Origin of the sequence: Streptomyces sp. NPDC006529 (assembly GCF_040611795.1) — a bacterium.
Classification (GTDB): Bacteria; Actinomycetota; Actinomycetes; order Streptomycetales; family Streptomycetaceae; genus Streptomyces.
The window spans coordinates 48,506-74,791 of the sequence record NZ_JBEXPB010000014.1; the positions used below are offsets into that span (position 1 = coordinate 48,506).

Sequence of the window (26,286 nt, forward strand, 5' to 3'; positions counted from 1 at the left end):
CGGCGATTGAGGGCCCGCCGGAGGCCGCCGGCAGCCCCGGGCCGTACGCGGCCCTCCGCCCGCACTCCCCTCCGGGGGCGCCTCAAACGCCGGCGGGGCTGGGGTTGGCGGCGCCACGATCGAGCCTGCCCGGCGATTGAGGGCCGGGGCCACATCAAGCCCGCCCGGCGATTGAGGGCCCGCCGGAGGCGACCGGCAGCCGCGGGCCGTACGCGGTCCTCCGCTCGGACTGCCCTCCGGGGGCGCCTCGAACGCCGGCGGGGCTGGGGCGGAGGTTAGAGCCAGCCCTTTTGGCGGGCGATGCTTACCGCCTCCTGGCGGTTGCGGGCCGCCAGTTTCTGGATCGACGTGGAGAGGTAGTTGCGGACCGTGCCCTGGGACAGGTGGAGGCGGGCCGCGAGGTCGGCGTTGGTCGCGCCGTCCTCCGCGGCGCGGAGCACCTCCCGCTCGCGGTCCGTCAGCGGGTTCGCCCCCTCCGCGAGGGCCGCCGCCGCGAGCGTGGGGTCGATGACCCGGTCCCCGGCGAGCACCTTCCGTACCGCCTCGGCCAGTTGCGCGGCCGGCGCGTCCTTGACCAGGAACGCCGAGGCCCCCGCCTCCATCGCACCGCGCAGGTAGCCGGGCCGCCCGAAGGTCGTCAGGATCACGATCTTGAGGCCCGGCACCCCGTCCCGCAGGAGCGCCGCCGCCTCGATGCCCGTCAGGCCCGGCATCTCGATGTCCAGCAGGGCGACGTTCACGTCGTGCGCCTGCGCCGCCGCCAGCACCTCGTCCCCGCGGGCGACTTGGGCGATGACCTCGATGTCCGGCTCCAGGCCGAGCAGCGCCGCGAGCGCCTCCCGCACCATCGACTGGTCTTCGGCGAGCAGGATCCGGATCGGGGCGGGGGTCATGACGGCGATCCTAGAGGGACCTGCGCGGTCAGCCGGAACCCGCGGTTGCCGGTCGGCGAGACCGGGCCGGCCGTCAGCGTGCCGCCCACCGCCTCCAGCCGTTCGGTGAGGCCGGTCAGGCCGTTGCCGGGCGCGCCGGAGCCGCCCGTTCCGTTGTCGGTGACCGTCAGTTCCATCACCGGTCCGGCCAGCGTCTGGTGCACCGTCAGTGCGACGGCGCACCGCCCGGCCCCGCTGTGCCGGACCACGTTGGTGACCGCCTCGCGCAGCGCGTAGGCCAGCGCCGATTCGATCTCCTCGGGGAGGTCCCCCTCCGGCTCGGCGGACGGCAGGTCGGCGACCACGCCCGCGGCCGTGAGCGCGGTGCGCGCCCCGGCGAGTTCCCCGGGCAGGGTGGGCCGCCGGTAGCCGCTGACCGCCTCGCGCACGTCCGTCAGCGCCTGCCGGCTGACCTGCTCGATGTCGGCGATCTGCTGGGCGGCCCGGTCGGGGTGGTCCGGCAGCATCCGTCCGGCCAGTTCGCTCTTCAGCGTGATCAGGGAGAGCGAGTGCCCGAGCAGGTCGTGCAGGTCGCGCGCCATCCGCAGGCGTTCCTCGTTGGCGGCCAGCTGCGCCACCGTCGCCCGCGCCTGGCGCAGTTCGACGGTCGTGGCGATCATCTGCCGGATGCCGACCATGGCGAAGCCGCCGAGGAAGGCCGGTACGAGGAGCCCCACCAGGAAGTCGCCGCCGCCGGACACGGCCAGCGAGGTCAGGGTGAGCAGCGCGGTGGCGGCGGGCACCGCCCACCGCGAGAGCTGCCCGGGCAGGGCGGCCCCGGCGGACACCGACACGTACACGAAGAGGACGAGCCATTCCCGGCCCAGGCACAGGGACAGGACGGCCGCCTGCGCGGACATGACGGCGAGCGAGACGAGCACCCGCCGCCGCGCGAACTGGCGGACCGTGCGGAAGACCAGGGTCAGGTACCAGCCCACGAAGGTGGCGAGGCCCAGCGAGCCGAGGACCACCGCGGGCCAGGTGTGGCCGCCGCGGATCAGGTCGGTCACGGGGGCGCTGAGGTAGAACAGCCAGATGCCGACCCAGAGGGACTTCACGACCGTCTGGCGGCGGTTCTCGGGGGGACGTCCCATGCGGACGAAGCCGTCGCTCTCCGGAGCGGCGGCCCGGTCCGGCTGCACGCGTGCCATGTTCACGCCTTCAGTGTGTCCTTGCGGTAGAGCCAGGCGGCGCCGCCCGCGAAGAGTACGAAGTAGACGGCGAGGATCGCCACGTCCTTGGCGTGCGGCGCGCCTCCCAGCTCGATGGCCTGGCCGAGCCCGGCGTAGGCGTGGGTGGGGAGCCACTGGGTGATGTCCTGGAGCCACTGCGGGTAGACCGTGGTGGGCATCCACAGGCCGCCGAGGATCGACAGGGCGAAGTAGATGATCATCACGACGGGGCGGGCGGTGTCGCCGCTGACCAGGTAGCCGATGGCCACGCCGAGCGCGGCGAAGACGAGGCTGCCTGCCCAGATGGACGCGGTGAGCGCGGCCCACTGCCAGGCGTCGAACCGGACGCCCTTGAGGATCGCGGCGACCAGGAAGACGACCACGATCGAGGGCAGGGAGAGGATCGCGGCGCTGGCGATCTTGCCGAGGACGTAGCCGTGTCCGGGGAGGGCGGTCAGGCGCAGCTGCCGGACCCAGCCCTTCTCGCGCTCCTTGGCGATCTGCTCGCTCTGGCCGACGAGCACGGCGGTCAGGGCGCCGAAGGAGGCCATGGCGACCATGTAGAAGGCGGGCATCGTCAGGTCGGTGCCGAAGACCTTCGTGGTGCCGCTCTGGGTGCCGCCGATCATCAGGAAGAGGGCGGCGGGGTAGATGACGGTGAAGAACAGGTACTTCTTGTTGCGCAGGGCGCGGGTGATTTCGAGCTTGACGAGGGTGTTCATGATGCGGCGGCCTCCTCGGCCTCGGTGAGGGCGATGAATGCCTGCTCCAGGCCCAGTCCGGCGACCTCCAGGTTGCGCGGGTAGAGGCCCAGGCCGTAGACGGCGTGCACGGTGGCGTCGGCGTCGCGCGACTGGAGCTTGACGGTGGACCCGTGCACGTCGAGCCGGGTCAGGAACGGCAGTTCGCGCAGCCGCGCCTCGTCGAAGGGCTCGGTGAGGTCGAAGGAGACCTTGCGGGCGCCGGCCTTGGCCTTGATCTCGGCGGCGGAGCCGTCGGCGAGGATCCGGCCGCGGTGGAGGACGATGACGCGGTCGGCGATCGCGTCGGCCTCCTCCAGGTAGTGGGTGGCGAAGAGGACCGTACGTCCCTGGTCGGCCTGTTCGCGCATGGTGGCCCAGAAGGACTGGCGGGCGGTGACGTCCATGCCGGTGGTCGGCTCGTCGAGCACGATCAGGTCGTTGGCGCCGGCCGTCGCGAGGGCGAAGCGGACCCGCTGCTCCTGGCCGCCGGAGAGCTTGTTGACCTTGCGGTCGGCGATCGCGGTGACGCCGGCCCGGGTCATCACGTCCTCGACCGGGTAGGCCCGGGGGTGCAGCGCGCAGCCGAGGGTGACCAGCTCGCGGACGGTGACCTCCTCCATCAGGCCGCCGCTCTGGAGCATCGCGCCCACCCGGCCGGCGGCGATGGCCTGCCCGGGGGTGCCGCCGAAGACCGTGACCGAGCCGGTGTCCGCGGGGCGCAGGCCCAGCAGGAGGTCGAGGGTGGAGGACTTCCCCGCGCCGTTCGGGCCGAGCAGTGCGACGGTCTCGCCGGGGTGCAGCTCCAGCGAGAGGCCGTCGACCGCGCGGACCGGGCCGTAGCTCTTGGTCACGTTCTCGAAGCTCACCACCGGGGTCCCGGTGGTCTTCGCAGTGGTCGTCGTCATGGGGAAAGACTCCCCCGGACGGGGGTGGCGGCGGCAGTGCCCCCTGTCGTGCGTGGGAACTGACAGATGTCATGCTCCGGGCATGACAGCGCAGGCCGGGGCGGCGGGGCCCGGGTACGGCCAGCCCGTGTCCTACCGGTCCGGGTACGGCGGAGCCCCCGTCCGGATCTCCGGACGGGGGCTCCGAGCCGTGGCGGCGGCCGGGGGCCGGCGGGTCAGCTGGGGTCGGTGTCGATCGTGACGGTGCGCTCGGCCGGGGTCTTGCCGCGCAGGCCCTTGCGAAGGGCGCCGACGATGTCCTGCGGGGTGACGGCGGTCTTCTCGCCGGTGCCCCGCATGATCAGGACCCCGTCGAAGTTGGTCCCGGTGAGTTCCTTGATCGCTTCCAGGTCGTACTTGTCGACCAGCTTGCCCTCGACGGCCGTCATGCTCAGGATCCTGGGCAGCGACCGGCCGGGGCCGTAGAGGATCGTCTTGCCGCCCGCCTTGACGGTCACGTTCCCGGACATCGCGGGCTCGGCGAACTCCTTCATCGCCCGGTCCAGTTCGGCCTGGTTGATGACCGGGGCCCGGGTGGTGGTGGGCAGTTCGACCGGAGCGGCCTTGCCCGAGGCGACCTGGGCGCGGTACGCCGCCACCACCTTGGTCACCGAGGCGTTCACGTCGAGGGTGGTGCCCGCCTTGCCGGGAACCGCCACGACCTTGTTCGGCTCGAACTTGATCGTGCCCTCGCTGGAGGAGCCCGCGGTGCCCGCCAGTTCCTCCAGGGCGACCTGCAGCTTCTCCTCGTCGACCGGCATGACCGGCTCGGCCACCCGCTGCTGCCCCAGCAGCGAGCCGATGACCGTGACCGGGTTGTAGTCGCTGCCCGCGGCGTTGCGCACGGTGGTCTGGCTGTCGAGGGAGAGCCCGGCCTTCTCGGGCTTCAGCTCGACCTGCTTGCCGCCGACGGTGAGCTTGACCGGGGCGTTGACGCGGGGGCCGAAGGTGCTCTGGAGCTTGGCCACGGCGCCGTCGCGGCTGCCGCTGATGTCCACGCCGAAGACGGTGGTGCCCTTGGGCACGTCGGAGTGGTTGAGCAGCAGTCCGGCGCCGTAGGCGAGGCCGACCAGGGTGAAGAGGGCGCCGCCGAGCAGGACCACCTTGGAGCGGCCCTTCTTGGCCTTCTTGGCGTTCGCGCCGGAGCCCGCGGCGGGCCGGGCCGCGGCCTGGGGCTGCTTGCCCTTCTTGCCCTTCTTGCCCTGCGGCTTCCCGGACGCGGGAGGCGGGGGCGGCGGGCTGAAGCCGGGCGCGGACTGCGGGTCGACCGCCGGGAAGGCGCTGGTGACCGCGGACCCGGTGCCGTTCAGCTCGGGGCCGGGCCAGCGCGGGGCGGCGAAGTTGGCGGTGTCGTCGTCCATCCGCGGGGGGCCGCCGACCGGCACGGTGCCGTGGGCGGGACCCGTCGTCGGGCCGGCCGGGGGCGCGGCGGGACCCGCGCCGTAGCCGGGCGCGGGGTCGGGCGCGCCGCCCGGGTAGCCGCCGCCGAAGCCGGGGCCGGGGGCCGGGGGCGCGGGCGGTCCGGAGGGGTGCCGGGCGTCGAAACCGGCCCCGTTGGAGGACGGGCCCTGCGGCGCGGGCGGGCCGGGCGGGCGCTGGCCGCCGTATCCGGGGCCGCCCGCCGGGGTGCCCGCCGGGCCGTTCGGCCTGCCGGTGGACGGGCCCCGGGAGGCGCCGTTCACCTGCGGTCCGGGCGGGGCGGGCGGGAAGCCGCCGCCGGGGCCGCTCGTACGGGCGGCCGGGCCGGGCCGCCCTTGGCCGGGCCCCTGGGCCGGACCGGGTGCCTGGCCGGCGGCCGGTCCCTTGCCGGTGTCCGGGGCGTCACCCGGACCGGCCTTGCGCGGGGCGAACCAGTTGCTGGCCGGCTCCGCGGCCTGCTCGGGCGCGGAGGGACGCGGCGCCGGGGGCTCGGACGCTGCCGGAGCGCGTCCGGCCGGCGCACCGGACCCGCGGGGACCCGTGGGCGCCGGCGGCGCGTCCGGGGTCCCGTCCGGGTCGGCGGCGGGGCCGACCGGCTTGCGGACGACCACGGGCGGGATCGGCCGCGAACCCGGGATGTTGATCCGGATCCGCGTCGTCAGCGTCGTCTCGGTCTTGGGTCCGTCCGGGTCTCCGGCGGGGGTGGGCGGCTTCGAGGTCACAGGCTTCTCCTCCGGGGCGTTACCCGCGGCGTCCGTAGACGGATACTGGCCGGTTCCGTACGGCGGCGTACCCGACGGGTAGGCGGCTCCACCGCGGCCCTGGGGCCCGGAGGACGAACTGTCAGTTTCACGACTCAAGGCAGGATCTCCCGGTTGGCTCCGCCGCCCGCGTGCCGTGCGCGGGCAGCTCGGCGGCCCGTCCACCATACTGGCCGCCGCCGGGGCGCAACCGACCACCGGGGGCGGCGGCATGCCTCCGGGGGACGGGCGCATGGGGCAAAGGGGGCGTGCCGGGCGGTTTCACAACACCGGGCGCGCGTCCCGGTGTAGCACCCAACGGCACGTCACCGACCGGGCCTCCCGGCCGAAACCGGCCGGTCGGCGGGGTCGCGCAGGGTGGCACACATCACAGCGAGCACGATGCCCCCGAGAAGGTACGCATACATTCCGATTCCGGACGAACCGAGCACGAAGTCGCCTTCGGCGCGCGGGACGCCGAGCAGCACGTAGGCGAGGAACCATCCGATGACGGGCGCGCCCACGCCGAGTCCGCTGCCGATGACCAGACGGCCCGCCAGGAAGAGCCCCAGCAGGGCCGCGAGAGCCAGCAGCAGGCCGCCGGGGAACCAGAGGTCGACGACGAGCCAGCCCGCCGCACCGGTCAGCGCGCCGAGGGCCAGCAGCCCCGCGAGGGCGGCGATCCGGGCCGGGACCGAGGTGAGGCTCACGCGTCCGCCCCCGCCGCGTCGGGGACGCCCGCGAAGAGGTCGCTCTCGCGCTGCCCGGCCGGGGCGCCGCTGCGGCCCGCCGCCAACTCGTAGTACTCCCGCGTGAACAGCGGCTGCGCCAGGTCGTTGGAGAGCGCGAAGAAGGGCCCCTCGACGGCGATCTGGGTGGCGTGGGCCCGCATCGCGGCCGCCTTGGCCGCCGCGTACGGCTCCCCGTCCGCGGCGCCGATCTCGGCGGTGACCCGCTCGTCGGCGACCACCCCGGGGACGTCGTCGGGCCGGGCGGCGCCGGGGAAGGGGTCCGTCCCGGCGGCGCGCAGCCGGGCGAAGCCCTCCTCGACGACCGAGCGCGGGACCCGGTTCCAGTAGACCTTGGCGATCGCGTGGGGCGCGCCGAGGTGCGCTCCGTACGCCGGGTCCGCGGCGAGTTCGGCGGCGCGGGTGGCGACCCGGTGGGCCTGGATGTGGTCGGGGTGGCCGTAGCCGCCGTCGGGGTCGTAGGTGACGAGCACCTGGGGCCGCACCCGGCGGACGACCTCGACCAGGTACCCGGCGGCCTCGTCGAGGTCGGCGGACCAGAAGGAGCCGGGCCGGTCGTTCTGCGCGGCGCCCATCATCCCGGAGTCCCGGAACCGGCCGGGCCCGCCCAGGAACCCGTGGTCGGTGACGCCCAGCTCCCGCATGGCGCGGGCCAGCTCACCGACCCGGTGGGCACCGAGGGCGTCGTCCCGGTCGGCCGTCAGGCGGGCGAGGCCGGGCGGGATGACCTCGCCCTCCTCGCCCAGCGTGCAGGTCACCAGGGCGACGTGCGCCCCCTCGGCCGCGTACTTGGCCATGGTGACGCCGTTGTTGATCGACTCGTCGTCCGGGTGCGCGTGCACGAGGAGGAGACGACGGGCGGGAAGACCGTTCATGGGGCCACCCTACGAGGCGCCCCTACAACTTGAGGCCACCGATCATGCCCGCGACGTTCGTGGTCAGCTGGCTGAGGGTGGGCGCGATCGAAGAACTGGAGAGGTAGAAGCCCAGCAGCACGCAGACGACCGCGTGTCCCGCCTTCAGACCCGACTTCCGGACCAGCAGGAAGACGACGATCCCCAGTAGCACCACGGCCGAGATCGAGAGTGCCACGGCGGTTCACCTCCACGTCGAGCGGACATCGAATCGATTGCATACTCGGCGGACACATACCCACCGTGCGCTACGGATCATAACTATCCGTACCAGCGCATCGATCGAGAACCGGCAGCACGAGGGGCGCACACCGCGCATACGGAGGAGCACGGGCACCACGCGCGACCGTCCGGCGGGGCTCGCACCCCACCGGACGGCTGACGGCACCCGCACGGACCGTACGGCGATCATGTTCCCCTGTCCGGATCTCGTCGCCGAGACGGTCAAGTTGCCTCCATGTTAAGCCCGTTGCGCGGCGGACGCGATCTTCTCCGGCGCGTCGCGGCTCACTCCTCGCGCGCCGGGGGCGGCGCCGCCCCGGCCGCTCGGGGAGCCGCCGGGGAAGGGGGCGCGCCGGGGGGCGCGGAAGCGTCCGGCCGCGGCGCGGCGGGCCGGGTCAGCGGCTTCTCCGCCGCGAAGTGGCACGCCGAGGGGTGGGCCGCCGGGCCGCCCGCGGCGCGGAACTCCAAGGGGACCGCGAGCAGCGGCACTTCCTGCGCGCACCGGTTCTCCGCCTTCCAGCAGCGGGTGCGGAAGCGGCAGCCCGAGGGCGGGTCGGCCGGCGAGGGGACGTCCCCGGAGAGGATGATCCGCTCGCGGTGCTTGCGGGCCTCGGGATCCGGGACGGGGACGGCGGAGAGCAGCGCCTGCGTGTAGGGGTGCGTGGGGTGGTCGTAGATCTCGGTGTCGGTGCCGATCTCGACCACCCGGCCGAGGTACATGACCCCCACCCGGTCGGAGATGTGCCGGACGATCGAGAGGTCGTGCGCGATGAAGACGTACGACAGGTCGAACTCGTCCTGGAGCCGCTCCAGCAGGTTGACCACCTGCGCCTGCACCGAGACGTCCAGCGCGGAGACCGGCTCGTCCGCGACGATGATCTCGGGCCGCAGGGCCAGGCCGCGGGCGATGCCGATGCGCTGGCGCTGGCCGCCGGAGAACTGGTGCGGGTAGCGGTTGATGTACTCGGGGTTCAGGCCGACCACGTCCAGCAGGTCCTGGACCTTGCGGCGCCGGTCGCCCTTCGGGGCCACCTCGGGGTGGATCTCGTACGGCTCGCCGATGATGTCGCCGACCGTCATGCGCGGGTTCAGGGAGGTGTACGGGTCCTGGAAGACCATCTGGATGTTGCGGCGGACGGCCTTGAGGGCCTTGCCGGACAACTTCGTGAGGTCCTCGCCCTTGTACGTGATCGCGCCCGCCGTCGGCCGTTCCAGGTTGACCAGCATCCTGGCGACCGTGGACTTGCCACAGCCTGATTCGCCGACGATGCCCAGGGTTTCGCCCTTGGCGAGCGCGAAGGACACCCCGTCGACCGCCTTGACCGCGCCGACGTGCTTCTTGAAGAGGACGCCGCGGGTCAGCGGGTAGTGCTTGACCAGGTCGGTGACTTCGAGGATCGCTTCAGGCACCGAGGCACTCCTTCCAGAAGAAGCACGCGCTCGCGCGGTCCTCCGCGACCGGCGCCAGCGGCGGTACCTCGCCGCGGCAGACGGGCCGCGCCATGGGGCAGCGCGGGTTGAAGGCGCAGCCGGGCGGGATCGCCAGCAGGTTGGGCGGCAGGCCCTTGATCGCGTACAGCTCCTGGCCCTTCTGGTCCAGGCGCGGGATGGAGTCGAGCAGGCCGCGGGTGTAGGGGTGCGCGGGGTTCCGGTAGATCTCGTGCACGGGGGCGGCTTCGACGATCCGGCCCGCGTACATCACGGCGATCTTGTCGGCGACGTCCGCGACCACGCCCAGGTCGTGGGTGATGAGGATCAGGCCCATGTTCAGCTCGCGCTGGAGTTCCGCGAGCAGGTCCATGACCTGGGCCTGGACGGTGACGTCGAGGGCGGTGGTCGGTTCGTCCGCGATGATCAGCGAGGGCTCCAGGGCCATCGCCATCGCGATCATGATGCGCTGGCGCATGCCGCCGGAGAACTGGTGCGGGTAGTCCCCCACCCGCTGCTTGGCGGCCGGGATCTTGACCCGGTCCATGAGTTCCACCGCTTTGGCGCGGGCGTCCTTGCGGGACATCCCGCGGTGCACCTCGTACATCTCGCCGAGCTGGGCGCCGACGCTGAGGACCGGGTTCAGCGAGGACAGCGCGTCCTGGAAGATCATCGCCATCTCGGCGCCGCGGATCTTGCGGCGGGCGTCCTCCTTCATGGTCAGCAGGTCCTGGCCCTTGAAGAGGATCTCGCCGCCCGCGATCCGGCCCGGGGGCACGTCCAGGATGCCCATGACGGCCTGCGCGGTGACGGACTTGCCGGAGCCGGACTCGCCGAGCACGGCGAGGGTCTCGCCCTCCGCCACCGAGTAGGTGACGCCGTTGACCGCCTTGGCGACCCCCTCCCGGGTACGGAACTCCACGTGGAGGTCGCGGACTTCGAGCAGCATGGTGCCCACTCCTCAGCGCAGCTTGGGATCGAGGGCGTCGCGCACCGCGTCGCCGAGCATGATGAAGGCGAGCACGGTCAGGCTCAGCGCGCCCGCCGGGTAGAGCAGCATGTGCGGGGCGTTGCGGATCTGGGAGGCGGCGTTGGAGATGTCGATGCCCCAGGAGACCGTGGGCGGGCGCAGGCCCACGCCGAGAAAGGACAGGGTGGCTTCCAGGGCGATGTAGGTGCCGAGCGCGATGGTCGCGACGACGATGACCGGCGCGACCGCGTTGGGCGCGACGTGCCGCAGCATCATCCGGCTGTTGCTCGCGCCGAGCGCGCGGGCGGCCTGGACGTAGTCGTTCTGCTTGGCGGTGATGACCGAGCCGCGGGCGATGCGGGCGATCTGCGGCCAGCCGAGGAGCACGATGAAGCCGACCACCGGCCAGACCGTGGTGCTGGTGACCACCGACAGGAAGACCAGCCCGCCGAGGACCACCGGGATGCCGAAGAAGATGTCGGCGACCCGGGAGAGCAGCGCGTCGCCCCAGCCGCCGAAGAAGCCGGCCAGGCCGCCGAGGAGCGAGCCGAGGAGCGCGGCGCCGACGGTGGCGCAGACGCCGACGGTGATGGAGGCGCGCGCGCCGTAAACCGTGCGCGTGTAGACGTCGCAGCCCTGGGTGTCGAAGCCGAAGGGGTGGCCGGAGGCCGGGCCCTGCTGGGACTTGGACAGGTCGCACCGCAGCGGGTCGCCGCTCGCGATCAGCTGCGGCCACAGGGCGATGAGGACGAGGAAGGCGATGAGGAGGGCGGAGACGAGGAAGACGGGGTTGCGGCGCAGCTGCTGCCAGGCGTCGGACCACAGCGAACGCGCCTTCTCCCGGGGGCCGGTGGCGCCGGGGCCGCCGCCCAGCGGCTTCTCCAGGCTCTCGGCCTCCTCCAGCGCGAGGTCCATGGCCCCGCCCTGTCCGGTGGGAGCGATGGCCTCCCCCTTTCCGGGTCGCAGCGGGTCGTGGCGCTCGGGCCGGCGCTCGGGCTCAGGCATAACGGATCCTCGGGTCCAGGACCGCGTAGAGCAGGTCGACGAGCAGGTTCGCCAGCAGGAAGACGATGACGAGGATGGTCACGAAGCCGACGACCGTGGGGGCGTTGTTGCGCAGGATGCCCTGGTAGAGCTGGTAGCCGACGCCGTGGATGTTGAAGATGCGCTCGGTGACGATCGCGCCGCCCATCAGGGCGCCGATGTCGGTGCCGATGAAGGTGACCACGGGGATGAGGGAGTTGCGCAGCAGGTGGCGGGTGACGACCCGGCGCCGCGGCAGGCCCTTGGCGATGGCGGTGCGCACGTAGTCGGCCTTGACGTTCTCGGCGATGGAGGTGCGCGAGAGCCGGGTGACGTAGGCGAGGGAGACCAGCGCGAGCACGATGCCGGGCAGGATCAGCTCGTCGAAGGGGGCGTCCGGGGAGACGGTGGGCCGGACCCAGCCCCACTTCACGCCGAGCAGGAACTGGAGCAGGTACCCGGTCACGAAGGTCGGCACCGAGATGACGACGAGGGTGAGCACCAGCAGGGTGTGGTCGACGGCCTTGCCCCGGCGCAAGCCGCTGACCACGCCCAGGGTGATGCCGACCAGGACCTCGATGACGATCGCGACGATGGTCAGGCGCAGGGTGACCGGGAAGGCCGTGGACATCAGGGAGGTGACCTTCTGCCCGTTGAAGGCGGTGCCGAAGTCGCCCCGGAAGATCTGGCCCATGTAGTGGAGGTACTGCCTCCACAGGGGCTGGTCGAGGAAGAGGTCCTTGCGGATGCGGGCGGCGGTTGCCGGGTCGGGGGCCTTGTCGCCGAAGAGCGCCGCGACCGGGTCGCCGAGCGCGTAGACCATGAAGAAGATCAGGAACGTACTGCCGATGAACACCGGGATCATCTGGAGCAGCCGCCGGATCACGTACCGTCCCATGGAGGCCTCCAGGGTGTCGGCGGGCCTGCCGCCACCGGGTCACCCGAGGTGACGGTGGCGGCGGCGGGCCCGGGGTCTGGCGGGGACGGTCAGCCGACCTTGATCTGGTCGTAGACGGGCACGCTGAACTGGTTGAGGGCGACGTCCGAGACGCGCTCCGAGAAGCCCGCGCTGCCGTTCTGGTACCAGAGCGGGATGGACGGCATCTGCTCGGCGAGGATCTTCTCCGCGTCCTGGAACTTCGCCGTCGCCTTGGCCGTGTCGCTCTCCTGGTTCGCCTCGTCGATGAGCTTGTCGAAGTCCTTGTTGTCGAACTTCCCGTAGTTCGAGGAGGCGCCCGTGTAGTACAGCGGCTCCAGGAAGTTCTGGATCAGCGGGTAGTCGGCCTGCCAGCCGGAGCGGAAGGGGCCGGTCAGCTTGAAGGCGCTCTGCTGGTTGCGGAAGTCCGCGAAGGTGCCGACGGGGTTGACCGTGCAGACCGCGCCCTTGCCCAGCGCGTTGTTGATGCTGTTGCAGACGGCGTCCATCCACTCGCGGTGCGAGCCGGTGTCGACGTTCGAGGTGAGCGTGATCTTCCCGCCGGGAAGGCCGCCGCCCTCCTCGATGAGCTTCTTGGCCTGCGCCGGGTCGAAGGTGCAGGCATCGCCGCACGCGGTGGCGGAGTAGCCGCCCTTGGCGCCGAGGGCCGCGGAGGTCCAGTCCTTGGCGGGGGTGCGGGTGCCCTGGAAGATCTGCTTGGTGATCTCGTCGCGGTTGATCGCCATCGAGACGCCGCGGCGGACCTTCTCCATGCCGGGCTTGCCCCAGGCGGGGTCGTACAGCGGGAAGGTCACCGTCTGGAGGATCAGGGCGGGCTGGTTGATGTACCGGTCGCCCAGGTCCTTCTTGACGTTCTTCAGCTGCTGCGCCGGGACGTCGTCGACGAGGTCGAGGTTGCCGGAGATCAGGTCCGTGTAGGCGGTGTTGTTGTCCGTGTAGACCTTGAGGTCCACGCCGCCGTTCTGCGCCTTGTCCGGGCCCGTGTACCCGTCCCACGTGCGCATCTTGATCGCGGTGCCCTTGGTGTAGGAGTCCACCGTGTACGGGCCGTTGCCGACCGGCTTGCCCAGCCAGCCCGCGTGGTCGGTGAAGAAGGCCTTGGGCAGCGGGGAGAACGCCTGGTAGCCGAGGGTGTCGGGCCAGGTGGAGAACTTCTCCTTGAGGGCGACCGTGAAGGTCTTGGCGTCCTTGACGACCAGGCCCGACATCGTCTTGCCCTTGGGTTCGCCGGACTCGGGGTGCAGGTCGGCGTAGCCGACGATGTCCGAGAAGAAGGGCGAGTTGTTCTGCTTGTTGCGCACGTCCGCCGCGTAGTTCCAGGCGTCGACGAAGGACTGGGCCGTGACCGGCTCGTCGTTGCTGAACTTCCAGCCGTCCTTCAGCGTGATCGTGAAGTTCTGGCTGTCGGTCGTCTCGATCTTCTCGGCGACCATGTTCTTGGCCTCACCGGTCTTCGGGTCGTAGCGCTTGAGACCCCGGAAGAGCATGTCGAGGACCTTGCCGCCCTGCACCTCGTTGGTGTTGGCGGGCTCCAGCGGGTTCTGCGGGTCTCCCCAGGAGGAGCTGATGATGCCGGCGCCACCGCCCCCGCCGCTGTCGCTCCCGCCGCCGCAGGCCGTCGCCGTGAGGGCGACGGCGACCGCACAAGCGGCCCACTTGGCGTGGGTGGCTCCGCGCATGGAGTGCCTCCTTGGGCTCCCGAGACTCACCGAGACTCACTGGAGACCCAATGTCACCCCCTGCGCAGGCACGCGCACTCCGAGCGCGCCCGATTGGGCACGCCCGGGGGACGCCTGTCACTCCTGCGGGTGGACGGGCGGTTCGCGGGGCTCTCCCAGGGGCAGTTCCCAGGTGTCCACGGCGTAGTGCACCGCCATGCCGTGGCGCTCGTAGAGGCCGAGGGCGCCGCTCTCGTTGGCGGTGTCGACGCCGAGGCCGACCGTGCTGCGGCCGCGCGCCGCGTAGACGGCGAAGCCGTGGCGCAGCAGGTGGCCGCCGATCCCCCGGCCGCGCTGGTCCGCCCGTACGCCGATGTGGCTGAGCCAGCCCATGGACGTACGGTCGTCGCGCGTGAGCAGGACGCCGACGTCGCCCGCGGCGGGCAGGCTCGCGATCCAGACCAGGGACCAGTCCAGGTCGCGGGCGTCGAGGTGGTCCAGCCAGGGTCCGTACGCGCGTTCCACGTGCCCGAAGTGTGCGGCGAAGGTGTCCTCGACGAGGGCGTGGGCCCGGCGGGGGTCGGCCGGGTCGGCGGCGCAGTGGCGCAGGGTCAGGCCCGGGAGGCCTGCGGGCGGCGCCGGGAGGCTGCGCGGGCCGGTGGTGAGGTCGAGGGTCATCACCTGGTGGCGGCGGACGGCGCGCCAGCCGTAGCCGGTGATCAGGTCGAGGTCCAGGGTGGGCCGGACGTTCAGCTGGAGCCGCAGCCGGGCGCCGGGCACCGCGGCGGCCATGTCCCGGGCGCGGGCCTCCATCAGCTCCAGCAGCCGGGCGCCGGCGGCCTGCCGGTCGGGCAGGACGTAGTGGTCGGCGTCGATCAGGCCCGGCCCGGAGTCCGCCCGCAGCAGGGCGTAGGCGACGGGCCGCCCGCCGTCGAAGGCGAGCCAGGAGTCGGCGGCCAGGTCCACGTCGCGGTGGTGGAGGTCGGCCTCGACCGTGCGGAGGTCGGTCTGTGGCCCGCCGGTCTCGATCCGGTCGACCGTGTTCAGCAGGGCGCAGATGTCACCGGCGTCTCCGGGCCCCGCGGGGCGTACGGTCAGCATCGCTCCACTCTCGGGGGGCGGTGACGCGGACGCAACGCGGTTTTCCCCTATCAGGGGGGCCGGCCTTCCGAGCGGTCGGGAACGCGGAAGCGCCCGGTACCGGAGGTGATCCGGTACCGGGCGCTCGGTCGCGCGGAGGTCAGACGGCCAGGACGGCCTTCTCCTCGGCGAAGTGGCACGCGGACTCGTGCGCGGCCGGGGAGTCCTGGCCCTTGAAGCGCTCCGGGATCGCGAGCAGGGGCTCCTCGCTGGCGCACTTGTCCTCGGCCTTCCAGCAGCGGGTGCGGAAGCGGCAGCCCGACGGCGGGTTGGCCGGGGAGGGGATCTCGCCCGACAGGATGATCCGGTCGCGACCCTCGCGGGCCGTCGGGTCCGGCACGGGCACGGCGGAGAGCAGTGCCTGCGTGTACGGGTGGGTCGGGTGGTCGTAGATCTGGCGGTCGCTGCCGATCTCGGCCATCTTGCCCAGGTACATCACGCCGACGCGGTCGGAGATGTGCCGGACGATGGAGAGGTCGTGCGCGATGAAGATGTAGGAGAGGTTGAACTCGTCCTGCAGCTTCGCCATCAGGTTGATGACCTGCGCCTGCACCGACACGTCGAGCGCCGAGACGGGCTCGTCGCAGATGATGATCTCCGGGTTGAGCGCGAGGCCGCGGGCGATGCCGATGCGCTGGCGCTGGCCGCCGGAGAACTGGTGCGGGTAGCGGTTGATGTACTCCGGGTTCAGGCCCACGACGTCCAGGAGTTCCTGGACCTTGCGGCGCCGGTCGCCCTTGGGAGCCACCTCGGGGTGGATCTCGAAGGGCTCGCCGATGATGTCGCCGACCGTCATGCGCGGGTTCAGCGAGGTGTACGGGTCCTGGAACACCATCTGGATGTTGCGGCGGACGGCCTTGAGGGCCTTCCCCGACAGCTTGGTGATGTCCGTGCCCTTGTAGAACACCTCGCCGGACGTGGCCGTCTCCAGCAGCATCAGCAGCTTGGCGACGGTCGACTTGCCGCAGCCCGACTCGCCGACGATGCCGAGGGTCTCGCCCTGGTGGAGGTCGAAGGAGACCCCGTCCACCGCGCGGACCGCGCCGATCTGCTTCTTGAAGAGGATGCCCTGGGTCAGCGGGAAGTGCTTGACCAGGTTGCGCACCTGAAGGATCGGCTCGCCGCGGTCCACGGGAGCCTCGATGGCCTCCAGGGCCGCGTCCTCGGACGCGATGTCGACGACGTCGACCTCGGCCAGGCTCGGGGTGGCGTCTTCCACGGCGGCGTCCTTCTTGCCCAGCTCAGCCATGGAGCTGCTCCTCCCAGAAGTGGCAGGCGCTGCCGCGGCCGACCAGTTCGATGCCGTCGCGCTCGGTCACCGGCATGAGCACCGGGGACTCCGTGCGGCAGATGTCCTGCGCCTTCGGGCAGCGCGGGTTGAAGGCGCAGCCCGACGGGATCTTGAGCAGGTTGGGCGGCAGCCCCTTGATCGCGTAGAGCTCTTCGCCCTTTTGGTCCAGACGCGGGATCGAGTCCAGCAGACCACGGGTGTAGGGGTGCGCGGGGCGCCCGTACAGCTCGTGGACCGGAGCCTGCTCGACGATGCGGCCGGCGTACATCACGGCGATCTTGTCCGCGACGTCGGCGACGACGCCGAGGTCGTGGGTGATCAGGATCAGACCCATGTTGTACTCGCGCTGCAGGTCCGCCAGCAGGTCCATGACCTGGGCCTGGACCGTCACGTCGAGCGCCGTGGTGGGCTCGTCCGCGATGATCAGGTCGGGCTCCAGGGCGAGCGCCATCGCGATCATGATGCGCTGGCGCATGCCGCCGGAGAACTGGTGCGGGTAGTCGTTGACGCGGCTGCGGGCAGCCGGGATCTTCACCCGCTCCATCAGCTCGATGGACTTCGCCTTGGCGTCCTTCTTCGACATGCCCTGGTGGACGCGGAACATCTCGCCCAGCTGGTTGCCGACGGAGAACACCGGGTTCAGCGCGGAGAGCGCGTCCTGGAAGATCATCGCCATCTTCGGGCCGCGCAGCTTGCGCCGCTCGCTCTCCGGGAGCTGCAGGATGTCCTGGCCCTTGAAGAGGATCTCACCCTGGGAGACCCGCCCGGGGGGCGAGTCGAGGATGCCCATGATGGCCTGTGCGGTCACGGACTTGCCGGAACCGGACTCACCGAGCACGGCCAGCGTCTCGCCTGAGGAGACGCTGTAGTTGACGCCGTTGACGGCCTTGACCACGCCTTCGCGGGTCTTGAACTCGACGTGCAGGTCACGCACTTCGAGGACGGGCGCATCGGCGTCGGATGCCCTCTGCTGGGGCACTTCTGCTGTGACGCTTGAAGTAGTCATTGTGGGGCCGCCCTTCTAGCGCAGCTTCGGGTCGAGGGCGTCGCGGAGCCCGTCGCCGACGAAAACGAAGCCAAGAACCGTCAGCACGATCGCGATGCTGGGGTAGGTCCACAGGTAGTCCTTGACACCCATGAAGTCCTTGGCGCCGGCCAGCATGTTGCCCCACTCCGGGACCTCCGGGCTGACGCCGACGCCCAGGAAGGACAGCGACGCCTCGGCCACGATGGCTCCGCCGACGCTGAAGGCGGCGTACGCCATCACGGCGGCGATGGAGTTGGGCAGGATGTGGCGCATGATGACCCGGCGGGTGCCCGCGCCGAGGGCGCGCGCGGCCAGCACGTAGTCGGCCTCGCGGACCGACAGGATCGAGCTGCGCAGCAGACGGGAGACCGTCGGCCACGAGAAGACGGCCAGCGAGATGATCACCGGCATGACGCCACGGCCCATCACGATGATGATCACGATGGCGCCGATGAGCAGCGGGAACGCGAAGAACACGTCGGCGATGCGCATCAGGACCGAGTCGGTGGCGCGGCCGAAGTAGCCGGCCACGGCGCCGATGAGGATGCCGATCGCACAGGCCAGGAAGATCGACGCGAGACCGACGATGACCGCGATGCGGCTGCCGTAGATCAGGCGCGAGAGCTGGTCGCGGCCGAGCGCGTCCGTACCGAGCAGGTGTGCGCCGCCCGGGTTCTGCAGGGTGTTGGTCAGGTCCTGGTGGTACGGGTCGTGCGGCGCGATCAGCGGTGCGAACAGCGCGACCGCGAACAGCGCGAGGACGAGGCCGAGACCGACGATGGCCAGCTTGTTGGCGAGGAAGCGGTGGCGGATCTCGCCCCACTGGGTGACGCGCGCGATGGCGGGTTCGGCCTCGACGGCCTTCGCTCCCCCTGCCGCGGCGGTCGCGTCCCCCGCCACCGATGTGCTCTTGGTGAGCTCGGTCATGGGTATGACTCCTAGAACGGGCTGCCTGGGATCAGGCGAGACGGATGCGGGGGTCGAGGACCGCGTACAAGAGGTCGACGATGAGGTTCAGCAGAACGAACACGGCGACGCCGAAGGACACCACACCGATGATGATCGGGTTGTTCTGCTGCTGAACCGCCTGCACCAGGGCGAGCCCGATGCCGTCCCAGTTGAAGATCGCCTCGGTGATGAGTGCGCCACCGAGCAGCGAGCCGAAGGAGATACCCAGGTACGTGATGACCGGGATGATCGAGTTCCGCATGACGTGCTTGAAGAGCACGGTCCGCCGCGGCAGACCCTTGGCGATGGCCGTCTTGACGTAGTCGGCCCGCAGCACCTCGAGCATGGTGCCGCGCATGAGCCTCGCCACGAGCGCCGCGTCGAGGATCGCGAGCGTGAGGGCAGGCAGGATGAGCGACTTCATCGTGCCGTCCGAGATCAGCGGGACCCATTCGAGCTGGATCACGAAGACCTTCTGGAACACCATTCCGATCACGAAGGACGGGAAACCGACGGCCATGGTGGTGAGGAGCGTGATCAGTACGTCCCAGAAGGAGTATCTGAACAGCGCGGCGATCAGGCCGGCGAACAGGCCGATCGCGATGTCGAGGACGATGGCCGCCAGCGCGAGCTCCGCGGTGTTCACGAGCTTGGGCTGCAGGACCTCGGTCACGGGGCGCCGCTGGGTGAAGTCCTCACCGAGGTCGCCCTGCGCGAGGTTCTTGACGAAGTTGCCGTACTGGACCGGCAGGGGGTCGTTGAGTCCGTAGCGTTCACGGAGCGCTTCCACCACTGCCGGGTCGCGGGCCTTGTCACCGCCGAGCGAGCCCACCGGGTCGCCCGGAAGCACGAAGAGACAGCCAAAGAGAATAATCGTCGCACCGAAGAGGACGACCACCATCTGTCCGAGCCGCCGGATCACATATCTGCCCACGATGCCTCCTTCACATACTGAGCGTGGGGGTTGGCGGCATCATCCGATCGGGAGATTGGCCGCATCCGGGCGCGGAACGGGAGAGATGAGGGGTGCGCCCGGGACTGAGCAAAGGCCGTGGAGACCGAAGTAGTAACTCCGACCCCCACGGCCCTCGCCTACCTACTGGTGAAGAAGTGCGCCTACTTGGCGGCGATCTCCGCGAGGTTCGGGTCCTCGAAGAAGTCCAGGTTCACGTTGGTGAACTTGTCCATGTTGGCGAGACGGTACTGCGTACGCTTCCAGAGCGGGATGAGCGCCTGGTCGTCGTTCACCGCGATCTTCTCGGCTTCCTTGTAGACCGCGGCGCGAGCGGCCGGGTCCTTGGTGCCGCGGGCCTTGGTGATCAGCTCGTCGAACTTCGGGTTGCTGTAGCGGCCGCGGTTGTCACCCTGGGCCTTGCCCGTCGCCGGGTCCTCGTTGATCGAGCCGGTGTCGAGCAGCGGGAACAGGAAGTTGTCCGGGGTCGGGTAGTCCGCGCCCCACGCCGAGCGCCAGATGCCGCCCGTCGCCTTGTCCTGCTGCTGGGCCAGGGCCTCCTTGAACGGCTTGCCGTTCAGCTTGACCTCGAGGCCGAGGACGTCCTTCAGCTGCTGCGCGACGGCCTGGACCCACTCTTCGTGGCCGCCACCGGTGTTGTAGCCGAAGTCCAGGACGGTGCCCGGCTTCAGGTTGCCCTTGGCCGCGTACTCCTTGGCCTTGTCCTTGTCCTGCTTGACGCAGGAGGTGCAGACACCGTCCTGGTACGTGTCCGCGAAGGACGGCGGCAGGACCGAGGTGGCGGGCTTCTGCATGCCCTGGAAGACGCCCTTGGCGATGGCTTCCCGGTCGATCGCGTACGAGATCGCCTTGCGCGCGTCGGCGTTGTTCAGCGGAGCGGTCTGGTTGAAGGCGACCAGGTAGTTGATACCCGAGGTGTCGGCTTCGATCCACTGCTTCTTGGCCTGGTACTTGGCCTTGGCGACCGGCATCTGCGGCGTGGGCATACGGGCCCAGTCGAAGGTGCCGGACTGGTAGCCCTGGTACTCCAGGGTCGCGGCGTTGGCCGAGTTGAGGATCGAGATCTCGACCTTGTCGAGCTTCGCCTTCTCCAGGCCGTAGTCGTCGTTACGGACCATGGTGATGGACTTGTTGTGCTGCCACGAACCCTCCATCTTGAAGGGGCCGTTGCCGATGGGAGCGTCGTTGTACGCCTTGTTGGTGGCGGCGCCGGCGGCCTTCGGAACGGGGCTGAAGGCCGTGTGAACGGTCTTCTTGTCGAACTCGAAGTCGGGCGCGGACAGCTCGACCTTCAGGGTGTTGGCGTCCGGAGCCGACAGACCGGCGAACTTCTCGCTGGTGCCGCCGTTGAGCTCCTTGTAGCCGACGATTCCGTCCATCGGGTATGCCACGTCGGAGGCCGAGGCCTTCGCGACGGTGCGGGTCCAGCCGCGGATGAACGCCTCGGCGTCGACCACTTCACCGTTGGTGAACTTGGTGCCGGCCTTGATCTTGAAGGTCCAGATCTTGCCGTCGTCGCTCGTGTTGAACGACTCGGCCAGGGCCGGCTTCAGCTTGCCGTCCGGCGTCGCGCTGTACAGGCCGGTGAAGAGGTTGTGCGCGACCAGTGCGCCCTCAGACTCCTGCGTGTTGTACGGGTCGATCGCGGTGGGCTCGGTGATACCGAGGCGGAACGTGCCGCCACCCTTGCCCGCATCGTCCTTCTTGTCCCCGCTACCACCACAGGCAGTCGCGGCGAGGGCAATGATTGCCGCGCCCGCGACCCACTTGGCGCTCTTGGCACCACGCATGGGTTTCCTCCTCATGAGTCCACTTGTCACAACAAGACGGGGCACCCGGTCGCACGCTGACACCCCTGACAGCGATGACGCGACGAGTTACCCACAGTGTGCTCGTGAGTCGACACTCCCCACAGTGCGTGACCCATTGACCCGAGCTTGGTGCCAACTATTAAGTACTGCCGACCCGTAAACCACACCTAAAGGGTCTCGTTTTGACAACATCAGTACAGGTCAGTAGCCCGATATACGGACAAACTGAGTCTAGACAGACACCCGCGAAACGGACGGTTAGTACACCTTCCGGAGTGTGATGCCCGATATACGGACACCAGAACGAGACAATCCGCTTGACAAAGGCAAACGGCCCCTCCACCACGGAGACCGTGGGGAAGGGGCCGCATCACAAATCGTGACGCTCGCGACGGCTAGCGCTTGGCGCGCGAGGACGTACGACCGCGCTCCTTCTGGTCCAGGACGACCTTACGGATGCGGACGGCCTCCGGGGTCACCTCGACGCATTCGTCGTCGCGGCAGAACTCCAGGGACTGCTCCAGCGACAGCCTGCGCGGGGGCACCACGTTCTCCGTGTTGTCCGCGGAAGCCGCACGCATGTTGGTGAGCTTCTTCTCCTTGGTGATGTTCACGTCCATGTCGTCGGCGCGCGAGTTCTCGCCGATGATCATGCCCTCGTACACCTCGGTGCCGGGCTCGGTGAACAGGACGCCGCGCTCCTGCAGGTTGATCATCGCGAACGGCGTGACCGCACCGGCGCGGTCGGCGACCAGCGAGCCGTTGTTACGGGTCTTCAACTCGCCGAACCACGGCTCCAGGCCCTCGTGGATCGAGTGCGCGATGCCGGTGCCGCGGGTGTTGGTGAGGAACTCCGTACGGAAGCCGATGAGGCCGCGCGACGGGACGACGAACTCCATGCGGACCCAGCCGGAGCCGTGGTTCGACATGTTGTCCATGCGGCCCTTGCGGACGCCCATGAGCTGCGTGACGGCGCCCATGTGCTCCTCGGGGACGTCGATGGTCATGCGCTCGACCGGCTCGTGCACCTTGCCGTCGACGACCTGCGTGACGACCTGCGGCTTGCCGATGGTCAGCTCGAAGCCCTCGCGGCGCATCTGCTCGACCAGGATGGCCAGCGCCAGCTCACCGCGGCCCTGCACCTCCCAGGCGTCGGGGCGCTCGGTGTCCAGGACGCGGAGCGAGACGTTGCCGATCAGCTCGCGGTCCAGACGGTCCTTGACCTGACGGGCGGTGACCTTGCGGTCCTTGACCGCGGACTTGGCGTCCGCGCCCTTGCCGCTGCCGCCGCGGCCGACCATCGGGGAGGTGTTCGTACCGATGGTCATGGAGATCGCGGGCTCGTCGACCGTGATCAGCGGGAGCGCGATCGGGTTCTCCGGGTCGGCCAGGGTCTCGCCGATCATGATGTCGGGGAAACCGGCGACCGCGCAGATGTCACCCGGGCCCGCCACCTCGGCGGGCTTGCGGGTGAGCGCCTCGGTCATGAGGAGCTCGGTGATGCGGACGTTGGACTGCGTGCCGTCGCGCTTGATCCAGGTGACGGTCTGGCCCTTGCGCAGCTCGCCCTGCTCGACGCGGACCAGGGCGATGCGGCCCAGGAAGTTGTCGGCGTCCAGGTTGGTGACGTGGGCCTGGAGCGGGGCGGCCTCGTCGTACTCGGGGGCCGGCACGTGCGCCAGGATCGTCGAGAAGAACGGCTCCAGGTTCTCGCTGTCGGCCGGGACGGTGCCGTCCTCCGGCTTGGTCAGCGAGGCGACGCCGTCACGGGCGCAGGCGTAGACGATCGGGAACTCGATCTGCTCCTCGTCCGCGTCGAGGTCGAGGAAGAGGTCGTACGTCTCGTTGACGACCTCGTCGATCCGCGAGTCGGGGCGGTCGGTCTTGTTGATGCAGAGGATGACGGGCATCTTCGCCTGCAGCGCCTTGCGGAGCACGAAGCGCGTCTGCGGCAGCGGGCCCTCGGAGGCGTCGACGAGGAGGACGACCGCGTCCACCATCGACAGACCGCGCTCGACCTCGCCACCGAAGTCGGCGTGGCCCGGGGTGTCGATGATGTTGATCGTGATCGGCGCGCCACCCTCCTTCGGGTGGTACTTGACGGCCGTGTTCTTCGCGAGAATGGTGATGCCCTTCTCGCGCTCCAGGTCGTTCGAGTCCATCATGCGGTCGTCGAGGTGCTGGTGGGCGGCGAAGGCACCTGCCTGCTTCAGCATGGCGTCGACGAGGGTCGTCTTGCCATGGTCGACGTGGGCGACGATGGCTACATTACGAATGTCGTGGCGCGTGGTCATACTGGCGGCGCTTCTCCCGGAATCGTGGATGGCGTCGCGTACGGTCCGGCACGCGCGCCCGCCGGGCGGAAAAACCTGCCACGGCCTTACCCCATCCTACGTTGCGCAGCGGGAAACGCATGCCGGGGGGTCTGTCAAGGGGCCGGAGGGCTGAGCACGGCGGCCCCGCGGGCGGTGCCCGGCCGGGGATGGGGTGGGGGGTCCCGGCCGGTGTTCGTGCGGGTCAATGGGTACGTACGACCTTGCCCGCCGGTGCACCGGCGGGCAAGGGACTTGAGTCACTTCTGAGCTTGTTCACCCGGCCTTCGGGGCCGGGTCAGCTCTTCTTCCCGCTCTTTTCCTTCGCCGCGCCCGGTCCGTTCGCCGGCTTCAGCCAGCCGATGTCCTGGAAGCGCGGCGCGCCGAGGCCGAAGGCTCCCGCGTTGACCAGGGTGGGCTTGGCGGCCACCAGCTCGGGGCGCTGGTAGAGCGGGATGGAGCCGGCGGCGGCCCAGATCCGGGCGTCCGCCTTGCGCATCAGCTCGCGGGACTGCTCCTCGTCCAGCTCGCCGAGCGCCTGGTCGAACAACTGGTCGATCCGGTCGGTGCCGACCCGGGTGTAGTTCTGCTCGACGAGCAGCGAGCCGTCGGCCGCGGGCGCGGGCTTGGCGAAGATCGGCCGGGCGTCCGTGGCGGGGAAGGCGGTCGTGGGCCAGGAGTACAGGGCCAGGTCGTACTGGCCCGAGGCGATGTGGTCCTTGAAGAAGCTCTCGTCGGCGACCTTGGTCAGCTCGGTCTGGACGCCGATCTTCTGGAGCATCTGGGAGATCCGCTCGCCGACGGTGCGCAGGGCCTCGGAGCCGGGGCCGGAGGGGAGCACGAAGCGCAGCGAGAGCGGCTTGCCGTCCTTGGCGAGCATGGGGCCGGAGGTGCGGACGGAGTGCTTGGCGGGCGCGGGCGCGGCGCTGCCCTTGGTCTCGCCCTGCTCCTCGGTGGGGGCCGACTCGGCGTCCAGGGACGGGTTGCGCTTGCCGTCGTCGACCGCGGCGGCCTGCGCGAGGAGCGCGCTCTCCTGCTGTTCGGCGAGCGGTACGGCCGCCAGCACCGGGGAGGGCCGCTCCGCGCCGGCGGCGAAGCGGTCGGCGTCGACGATCTCCCCGTCGGGGGCGTAGCGGTACTCGCCCTCGGGGACCCCGCCCTCGTGCGGTTCGACCGGGCCCTCGGGCCGGTGGGCGCTCTCGTCGGCCGGGCGGGCCGGGCGGTCGGCGGGCCGCAGGCCCGGCAGCGGCGCCGGGCGCAGGGCGGGGTTCAGGGCGGCGGGCGGGCGGGCCCCGTTGCGCTCGTCCTCGCCGACGATGTAGGCGCCCTCGTAGCCGGTGCCGTCCCCCTGGGGGGCCGCGGCGGGGGCGGCCGGGCGGCCGGGGGTCTTCCCGTCGTCCTTCCTGGCGTTCTCGGAGCCGGCCTTGGCGCCCGCAGGTTCCGTCAGCTTGCCGCCCTTGCGCCAGCCCGCGTCGGCGAGGAGGGCTTGGGCGGCCTGGGTGTCCTGGCCGCCGAGCGCGTCGCTGTTGTCGGCGTACGCCCGCTGCCCGGCCAGGGCCAGGTGGCTGCCGACGGGCTTGGCGGGCAGGCCCAGCGGCTTGAGCACGATGTCGGTGAGGGCCTGGCGGTCCAGGGCGCGGGCCACGGCGCGCCGGACCCGCTCGTCGGCCAGCGGTCCGGAGGCTCCGTTGAGCGCGAGCTGTGTGTAGGCGGGCTCCAGGGACTTGCGCACGGTGAAGGAGCGCAGGGCCTTCTGCTGGGCGGCGTAGTCGGCGGCCGCCTCGGCGTTCTTGCGGCGCGTCTCCTGCTCGTCCTTGGCCTTGCCCTCGTCGGCGCCGTAGGCGAGCGCCCAGGAGAGCGTGGCCTGGGCGGCGGTGACCGCGGCGCCGGGGCCGTGGGCGGGTGCCCCGCCGCCGCCCTTCGGTGCGGCGTCGCGGTGCGCGAGGGCGATGCGGTCGGCGCCCGCGCGGTCGATGTCGGCCAGGTCCAGCTTCCCGGCGGCGAGCGCGGCGGCCCGCTCGGCGCGGGGGACGGCGGTCAGCACGAGGGAGTCGAGCTTGGCGGGGCGGCCCCACCAGCGCGGGTTGCGGGAGAGGGCCGCGGTGCCGGTCTTCTTGTCGATGGCGCCCAGGTTGAAGGGGCCCGCGGTGACCTTGAGGGTGCCGCGCGCGCCTTCGTTGAAGGCCTCGGGGCTGCCGGTGACCTGCTTGGGGTAGAGCGGGCTGAACAGGGAGCGCCAGTCGGCGTAGGTCTTGGCGAAGGTGACCTTGACCTCCAGGTCGTTGGCGCCGCGCTCGATCTTCTCGATCCGGTCGTACCCGGCGTTGCGGGCCGTCCAGTACGCGGAGTCCTTGCCGTTCAGGGCCCGCCACTGCGCCACGAAGTCGGGTGCGCCGACCTCCCGGCCGTCGCTCCACACCGCCTGCTGGTTGAGCTTGTAGAGCACGACCTGCTTGGGCTCGCGCTGGATGACCTCGGCCTTCTCCAGGAAGTCCGGGTTGGCGACGGGGCGTCCCTTGGCGTCCATCACGAAGAGCTGCGGCAGGACGGCGCCGGCGATCCGGGCGGTGGTGGCGTCGGCGTCGGCCTGGAAGGCGTTGAGCGTCTCGGGCAGCGCGTCGACGGCCCAGCGGGCGGAGCCGCCGTCGGCCACGAGGTCGCGGGTGGTGGCCGAGATGTCCTGACCGGCGGCGGCCGGGCCGCCCTCGTCATCGGCCCCGCAGCCCGTCAGCAGCGGCAGTGCGAGGACTCCCGAGGTCAGGAGCGCCAAGGACCTGCGCCTTCTCTGGGACATGGGTGGTACCTCCGGGGCGGGGCTGAGCGGGGCGGGACGCGGTGGGTGACGTGATCACGTTTGGCCGTATATGGAGCTGATCACACTGGTGATGAACCCACTGAAATCGACCACCCACCGGAGCTTTCGCAGCCGGCCC

At 70.8% G+C, this 26,286-nt stretch carries 21 protein-coding genes; all 21 read right to left on the minus strand.

Going from position 1 to position 26,286, the window contains the following annotated elements; translation table 11 throughout:
* Positions 1–275: 275 nt before the first annotated feature.
* The 21 genes from ABZY31_RS13440 to ABZY31_RS13540 all read right to left on the minus strand — a co-directional run bounded on the left by ABZY31_RS13440 (position 276) and on the right by ABZY31_RS13540 (position 26,147).
* Positions 276–893, minus strand: coding sequence for a response regulator transcription factor (locus ABZY31_RS13440; protein ID WP_356408806.1), 618 nt, complete (start codon positions 891–893; stop codon positions 276–278).
* Positions 890–2,083, minus strand: coding sequence for a sensor histidine kinase (locus tag ABZY31_RS13445; protein WP_356408968.1), 1,194 nt, complete (start codon positions 2,081–2,083; stop codon positions 890–892). The genes ABZY31_RS13440 and ABZY31_RS13445 overlap by 4 nt, the downstream gene beginning before the upstream one ends.
* Before the next feature lie 2 nt (positions 2,084–2,085).
* Positions 2,086–2,826, minus strand: coding sequence for an ABC transporter permease (locus ABZY31_RS13450; RefSeq protein WP_356408809.1), 741 nt, complete (start codon positions 2,824–2,826; stop codon positions 2,086–2,088).
* Entirely contained in the window at positions 2,823–3,752 is a 930-nt protein-coding gene (locus ABZY31_RS13455; protein WP_356408812.1) for an ABC transporter ATP-binding protein, read from the minus strand. Before ABZY31_RS13455 ends, ABZY31_RS13450 begins: the two co-directional genes overlap by 4 nt.
* 215 nt (positions 3,753–3,967) lie before the next feature.
* Positions 3,968–5,932: a hypothetical protein gene (locus ABZY31_RS13460; RefSeq protein ID WP_356408815.1), complete on the minus strand. Its 1,965-nt coding sequence runs from the start codon at positions 5,930–5,932 to the stop codon at positions 3,968–3,970.
* A 344-nt stretch (positions 5,933–6,276) separates the two neighbouring features.
* Entirely contained in the window at positions 6,277–6,660 is a 384-nt protein-coding gene (locus ABZY31_RS13465) for a DUF6113 family protein (RefSeq protein ID WP_356408818.1), read from the minus strand.
* Entirely contained in the window at positions 6,657–7,574 is a 918-nt protein-coding gene (gene mshB / locus ABZY31_RS13470) for an N-acetyl-1-D-myo-inositol-2-amino-2-deoxy-alpha-D-glucopyranoside deacetylase (RefSeq protein ID WP_356408821.1), read from the minus strand. Before mshB ends, ABZY31_RS13465 begins: the two co-directional genes overlap by 4 nt.
* A 22-nt stretch (positions 7,575–7,596) precedes the next feature.
* Positions 7,597–7,791, minus strand: a complete 195-nt coding sequence (locus ABZY31_RS13475) for a hypothetical protein (RefSeq protein ID WP_283459796.1) — start codon at positions 7,789–7,791, stop codon at positions 7,597–7,599.
* Between the two features lie 329 nt (positions 7,792–8,120).
* Positions 8,121–9,245, minus strand: a complete 1,125-nt coding sequence (locus ABZY31_RS13480) for a dipeptide ABC transporter ATP-binding protein (RefSeq protein ID WP_356408823.1) — start codon at positions 9,243–9,245, stop codon at positions 8,121–8,123.
* On the minus strand, positions 9,238–10,212 hold the full coding sequence (locus ABZY31_RS13485) for an ABC transporter ATP-binding protein (protein ID WP_356408826.1): 975 nt from the start codon (positions 10,210–10,212) through the stop codon (positions 9,238–9,240). Before ABZY31_RS13485 ends, ABZY31_RS13480 begins: the two co-directional genes overlap by 8 nt.
* A 12-nt stretch (positions 10,213–10,224) precedes the next feature.
* The gene (locus tag ABZY31_RS13490) at positions 10,225–11,238 is read right to left on the minus strand and encodes an ABC transporter permease (RefSeq protein WP_356408829.1); all 1,014 of its coding nucleotides are present in this window, start codon (positions 11,236–11,238) and stop codon (positions 10,225–10,227) included.
* Positions 11,231–12,154 (minus strand): ABC transporter permease, encoded by a 924-nt coding sequence (locus ABZY31_RS13495; RefSeq protein ID WP_356408832.1) that lies wholly within the window; start codon positions 12,152–12,154, stop codon positions 11,231–11,233. Before ABZY31_RS13495 ends, ABZY31_RS13490 begins: the two co-directional genes overlap by 8 nt.
* Before the next feature lie 89 nt (positions 12,155–12,243).
* Positions 12,244–13,872: an ABC transporter substrate-binding protein gene (locus tag ABZY31_RS13500; RefSeq protein WP_356408835.1), complete on the minus strand. Its 1,629-nt coding sequence runs from the start codon at positions 13,870–13,872 to the stop codon at positions 12,244–12,246.
* Between the two features lie 117 nt (positions 13,873–13,989).
* Positions 13,990–14,952 (minus strand): GNAT family N-acetyltransferase, encoded by a 963-nt coding sequence (locus ABZY31_RS13505; RefSeq protein ID WP_356408838.1) that lies wholly within the window; start codon positions 14,950–14,952, stop codon positions 13,990–13,992.
* A gap of 139 nt (positions 14,953–15,091) precedes the next feature.
* The gene (locus tag ABZY31_RS13510) at positions 15,092–16,240 is read right to left on the minus strand and encodes a dipeptide ABC transporter ATP-binding protein (protein ID WP_356408841.1); all 1,149 of its coding nucleotides are present in this window, start codon (positions 16,238–16,240) and stop codon (positions 15,092–15,094) included.
* Entirely contained in the window at positions 16,233–17,288 is a 1,056-nt protein-coding gene (locus ABZY31_RS13515; protein WP_356408844.1) for an ABC transporter ATP-binding protein, read from the minus strand. The genes ABZY31_RS13510 and ABZY31_RS13515 overlap by 8 nt, the downstream gene beginning before the upstream one ends.
* 15 nt (positions 17,289–17,303) lie before the next feature.
* Entirely contained in the window at positions 17,304–18,236 is a 933-nt protein-coding gene (locus ABZY31_RS13520; protein ID WP_356408846.1) for an ABC transporter permease, read from the minus strand.
* Between the two features lie 31 nt (positions 18,237–18,267).
* The gene (locus ABZY31_RS13525) at positions 18,268–19,191 is read right to left on the minus strand and encodes an ABC transporter permease (protein ID WP_356408849.1); all 924 of its coding nucleotides are present in this window, start codon (positions 19,189–19,191) and stop codon (positions 18,268–18,270) included.
* 182 nt (positions 19,192–19,373) lie between these two features.
* Positions 19,374–21,020 (minus strand): peptide ABC transporter substrate-binding protein, encoded by a 1,647-nt coding sequence (locus ABZY31_RS13530; protein ID WP_356408851.1) that lies wholly within the window; start codon positions 21,018–21,020, stop codon positions 19,374–19,376.
* Positions 21,021–21,436: 416 nt separating this feature from the next.
* Positions 21,437–23,335, minus strand: a complete 1,899-nt coding sequence (gene typA, locus ABZY31_RS13535) for a translational GTPase TypA (protein WP_356408853.1) — start codon at positions 23,333–23,335, stop codon at positions 21,437–21,439.
* 316 nt (positions 23,336–23,651) lie between these two features.
* A complete protein-coding gene (locus ABZY31_RS13540; protein ID WP_356408856.1) occupies positions 23,652–26,147 on the minus strand; it encodes an ABC transporter family substrate-binding protein in 2,496 nt (831 codons plus the stop codon).
* Between the last annotated feature and the right edge of the window lie 139 nt (positions 26,148–26,286).

What these genes read in the sequence shown, in the direction of transcription:
- ABZY31_RS13440 (WP_356408806.1), bottom strand. Translation starts at nt 893, where the DNA reads ATGACCCCCGCCCCGATCCGGATCCTGCTCGCCGAAGACCAGTCGATG.
- ABZY31_RS13445 (WP_356408968.1), bottom strand. Translation starts at nt 2,083, where the DNA reads ATGGCACGCGTGCAGCCGGACCGGGCCGCCGCTCCGGAGAGCGACGGC.
- ABZY31_RS13450 (WP_356408809.1), bottom strand. Translation starts at nt 2,826, where the DNA reads ATGAACACCCTCGTCAAGCTCGAAATCACCCGCGCCCTGCGCAACAAG.
- ABZY31_RS13455 (WP_356408812.1), bottom strand. Translation starts at nt 3,752, where the DNA reads ATGACGACGACCACTGCGAAGACCACCGGGACCCCGGTGGTGAGCTTC.
- mshB (WP_356408821.1), bottom strand. Translation starts at nt 7,574, where the DNA reads ATGAACGGTCTTCCCGCCCGTCGTCTCCTCCTCGTGCACGCGCACCCG.
- ABZY31_RS13485 (WP_356408826.1), bottom strand. Translation starts at nt 10,212, where the DNA reads ATGCTGCTCGAAGTCCGCGACCTCCACGTGGAGTTCCGTACCCGGGAG.
- ABZY31_RS13490 (WP_356408829.1), bottom strand. Translation starts at nt 11,238, where the DNA reads ATGCCTGAGCCCGAGCGCCGGCCCGAGCGCCACGACCCGCTGCGACCC.
- ABZY31_RS13495 (WP_356408832.1), bottom strand. Translation starts at nt 12,154, where the DNA reads ATGGGACGGTACGTGATCCGGCGGCTGCTCCAGATGATCCCGGTGTTC.
- ABZY31_RS13500 (WP_356408835.1), bottom strand. Translation starts at nt 13,872, where the DNA reads ATGCGCGGAGCCACCCACGCCAAGTGGGCCGCTTGTGCGGTCGCCGTC.
- ABZY31_RS13505 (WP_356408838.1), bottom strand. Translation starts at nt 14,952, where the DNA reads ATGCTGACCGTACGCCCCGCGGGGCCCGGAGACGCCGGTGACATCTGC.
- ABZY31_RS13510 (WP_356408841.1), bottom strand. Translation starts at nt 16,240, where the DNA reads ATGGCTGAGCTGGGCAAGAAGGACGCCGCCGTGGAAGACGCCACCCCG.
- ABZY31_RS13515 (WP_356408844.1), bottom strand. Translation starts at nt 17,288, where the DNA reads ATGACTACTTCAAGCGTCACAGCAGAAGTGCCCCAGCAGAGGGCATCC.
- ABZY31_RS13520 (WP_356408846.1), bottom strand. Translation starts at nt 18,236, where the DNA reads ATGACCGAGCTCACCAAGAGCACATCGGTGGCGGGGGACGCGACCGCC.
- ABZY31_RS13530 (WP_356408851.1), bottom strand. Translation starts at nt 21,020, where the DNA reads ATGCGTGGTGCCAAGAGCGCCAAGTGGGTCGCGGGCGCGGCAATCATT.
- typA (WP_356408853.1), bottom strand. Translation starts at nt 23,335, where the DNA reads ATGACCACGCGCCACGACATTCGTAATGTAGCCATCGTCGCCCACGTC.
- ABZY31_RS13540 (WP_356408856.1), bottom strand. Translation starts at nt 26,147, where the DNA reads ATGTCCCAGAGAAGGCGCAGGTCCTTGGCGCTCCTGACCTCGGGAGTC.